Below are 3,048 nucleotides of genomic sequence, written 5' to 3' on the forward strand. Positions count from 1 at the left end.
CCCGGTTCACGGGGCGTCCTCCTCGACCCAGGCGTAGAACTCGATCTCGGTGGATTCCCGTCGGTTCCCCTCGGGCCAGGACACCGCGATCCGCACGAGCCGCACGTTGGGGAACTCGGTGGTCTCGGTCTGGCGCTCCCATGCGTATCCGGGGAACTCCTCGAACTCCCCCTGGTCGGCGCCCAGGGGCGGGAGCCCCTCGGTCTCGGTGCGGGTCAGGATGTCACGGGCGAGCAGGGTGGCGGTGAGGAGGCGCCGGGCCCGGGCCTCCTGCTTCAGCGCCGAGGCGTGGGCCACCAGGAGCGCCGTGAAGCTCGCCCCTAGCACGGCGAGCGCCACCAGGAGCTCCAGGAACGTGAACCCCCTACGGCCCCTCAACGCGTCCCTCCACGATCTCGGCACGCCCGAGCAAGGGGTGGACCACCAGGGTGACCTCCCGGTCCTCCCCGAGCTCCAGGTGGACCCAGGTGGGGGTGGCGTAGCCCTGGGGCAGGAACCGGGTGAGGGCCCGGCCCTGGCTCACGGCGCCCTCCAGCGCCGTTTCCACGTCGCGGAACCGCATCCCCTCGGGAAGCCGGGTGGGTTTCACGGGGAGCCCGGGGGTGTCCACGTAATCGCCCGACTCGGGATCGAACTCCCCGGCCCGGTACGACTGCTCGTCGAGGTCGTAGATCAGCGCCAGGCTTTTTTTTTGAAGGCGGACTCTTCGTGGAGGGTCTGGACGGCCCCGGCCAGCCGCCGGAGGGCCTCGTTGGCCCGCAGCCCCGCGGGCCGGGGAAGCCGCGGCAGGAGCACGGCCGTGAGGAGGGACAAGAGGAACACCACGACCGCGAGCTCGATCAGGGTGAATCCCCGGTCGGTGCGGTTCACTCGAGTTCCCAGTTGGTGATGTCGGCGTACTTGCCCTCCCCGCCGGGCTCACCGTCGGCCCCGTAGGAGAAGAGGTCGAAGTCGCCGTGGTTGCCGGGGGAGATGTACACGTAGGGGTTGCCCCAGGGGTCCTTAGGGACGGTCCCCTTCTCCAGGTAGCCGCCCTCCCTCCAGTTCTGGGGGATCCGGCCCACGGTGGGTTTTCGCACCAGGGCCTCGAGGCCCTGCTCGGTGGAAGGGTAGAACCCGTTGTCCACCTCGAACTGGTGGAGCGCGTCCTCGAGGACCCGGATCTGGACCTTGGCGGCCGTGCGCTTGGCCTCCTCGCCCCGGCCGAAGAGTCGCGGCATCACGATGCCGGCCAGGAGGCCCAGGATCACGAGGACGACGAGGAGTTCGATCAGGGTGAAGCCGGCGTCGCGCCGGCGGCGGTGGCTGTTCATCGCATCTCCAGGGCCGGTTCAGCCCACGAGTTGGCTCATCTCGAAAATGGGCAGCAGGATCGCGAGCACCACGAAGCCCACGGCCGCCCCAAGGGCAAGGATCATAAGGGGCTCAATCAGGGAAGTCAACGTGGCCACAGCCGCCTCGACCCGGGCCTCGAAGGCGTCGGAAACCTTGAGGAGAAGGCTCGGAAGGGCCCCGCTCTCCTCCCCCACGGCCACCATCTGGCAGACCACCGGCGAGAACTCCCCCGTGGCCCGGAGGGCCTGGTGGAGGCTTCGGCCCTCGCGCACCTCGTCCCGGGCCCGCTCCACGGCCGCCTCGAGCACGGCGTTGCCCAGGACCGATTTGGAGATCTCGAGGGCCGTCAGCAGTTCCACCCCGCTCGAAAGGAGCGTGCCCAGGGTGCGGGCGAACCGGCTCACGGCCACGGTGGACAGGAACCTCCCCACGGCCGGGGTCCGAAGGAGCAGGCGGTGGAGGCCGCGCCGGCCCCGGGGGGTGCGGCCGTAGCGCCGGAGCGCCACCCAGCCGACGAGGGCGACGGCCAGGGCGATCCACCAGTAGGCCCGGAGCCAGCCGCTCACGGCCAGGAGCACCCGGGTGGGCACGGGCAGGGCCTGGTGGAGGTCCTCGAAGATCCGGGTCACCCGGGGCACCACGTAGGCCATCAGGAACCAGAGGATGCCGGTGCCCAGAAACCCCATGAGGAGCGGGTAGACCAGGGCCGACTGGAGCCGCCGCCGGAACGCCACCGACTCCTCCAGGAAGTCGGCGAGCCGGCCCAGCACCACGGGAAGGGTGCCGCTCGCCTCCCCGGAACGCACCATGTTCCGGTAGATCGGGGGGAAGGAGCCCGGGTGCTCGCCCAGCACCTCGTGGAACGCCTTGCCCTCGTTCACCCCGGAGCGCACCTGGCTCAGGATGCGGCGGGTCGTCTGGTTCTCGGTCTGCTCCAGAAGCCCCGTGAGGGCGGCCACCAGGGGAAGGCCGGCGTCCAAGAGGGTGGCGAGCTGGCGGGTGAGGAGCGCGAGCTCCGAGGCCGAGATGCCCCGGGAGGGCAGGAACCGGCGCCGCCGGGCGGTCTCCCTCTCGGCGCGGGTCACCGGGGTGACCCGGTTTGCGAACACCCCCTGGCGCTTGAGGGCCAGGCGGGCCGCCCGGGGGCCCTCGGCGTCCACGACCCCCCGGACCGCCTTGCCCCGGGCGTTGATGCCTTCGTACTCGAATACCGGCATGGGGCTCGCCTACACCACCTCTTCCTGGGTGACCCGCAGCACCTCCTCGGCGCTCGTGACGCCGGCGGCGACCTTGCGGGCCCCGTCCTCACGGAGGGTGATCATGCCGGCCCTCCGGGCCGCCTCCTTGATGGCCACCGAGTTGGCCCGCTGCATCACGAGCTCCCGCACGGCGTCGTTCACCCGCAGGAGCTCGTAGATCCCGGTGCGGCCCCGGTACCCGGTGTGCCGGCACTCGGGGCAGCCCACCGGCCGGTAGAGCGGCCCCCGGAACCGGGCCGGGTCGATCCCCAGCTCCTCCAGGGCCTCGGGCGGGGGCTCGTAGGGCTCCCGGCAGGAGGGGCACAGGACCCGCACGAGGCGCTGGGCGAGCACCGCCAGGATCGAGGAGGCCACGAGGAACGGCTCGACCCCCATCTCCACCAGCCGGGTCATGGCGCCGGCGGCGTCGTTGGTGTGGAGGGTCGAGAACACCAGGTGCCCGGTCAAGCTCGCC

At 71.5% G+C, this 3,048-nt stretch carries 6 protein-coding genes; all 6 read right to left on the reverse strand.

Going from position 1 to position 3,048, the window contains the following annotated elements:
* Positions 1–6: 6 nt before the first annotated feature.
* The gene (locus ACY0I8_RS17355; RefSeq protein ID WP_461395748.1) at positions 7–378 is read right to left on the reverse strand and encodes a prepilin-type N-terminal cleavage/methylation domain-containing protein; all 372 of its coding nucleotides are present in this window, start codon (positions 376–378) and stop codon (positions 7–9) included.
* The gene (locus ACY0I8_RS17360) at positions 365–589 is read right to left on the reverse strand and encodes a hypothetical protein (protein ID WP_461395749.1); all 225 of its coding nucleotides are present in this window, start codon (positions 587–589) and stop codon (positions 365–367) included. Before ACY0I8_RS17360 ends, ACY0I8_RS17355 begins: the two co-directional genes overlap by 14 nt.
* 83 nt (positions 590–672) lie before the next feature.
* Positions 673–870, reverse strand: coding sequence for a prepilin-type N-terminal cleavage/methylation domain-containing protein (locus ACY0I8_RS17365; RefSeq protein ID WP_461395750.1), 198 nt, complete (start codon positions 868–870; stop codon positions 673–675).
* The gene (gene gspG / locus ACY0I8_RS17370) at positions 867–1,313 is read right to left on the reverse strand and encodes a type II secretion system major pseudopilin GspG (protein WP_461395751.1); all 447 of its coding nucleotides are present in this window, start codon (positions 1,311–1,313) and stop codon (positions 867–869) included. Before gspG ends, ACY0I8_RS17365 begins: the two co-directional genes overlap by 4 nt.
* 18 nt (positions 1,314–1,331) lie before the next feature.
* Complete coding sequence (gspF, locus tag ACY0I8_RS17375) at positions 1,332–2,552, reverse strand: type II secretion system inner membrane protein GspF (RefSeq protein ID WP_461395752.1); 1,221 nt, start codon at positions 2,550–2,552, stop codon at positions 1,332–1,334.
* A gap of 9 nt (positions 2,553–2,561) precedes the next feature.
* Positions 2,562–3,048 (reverse strand): GspE/PulE family protein (locus tag ACY0I8_RS17380; RefSeq protein ID WP_461395753.1); only part of this gene is annotated, 487 nt, incomplete at its 5' end.

This window comes from Deferrisoma sp. (assembly GCF_054681715.1).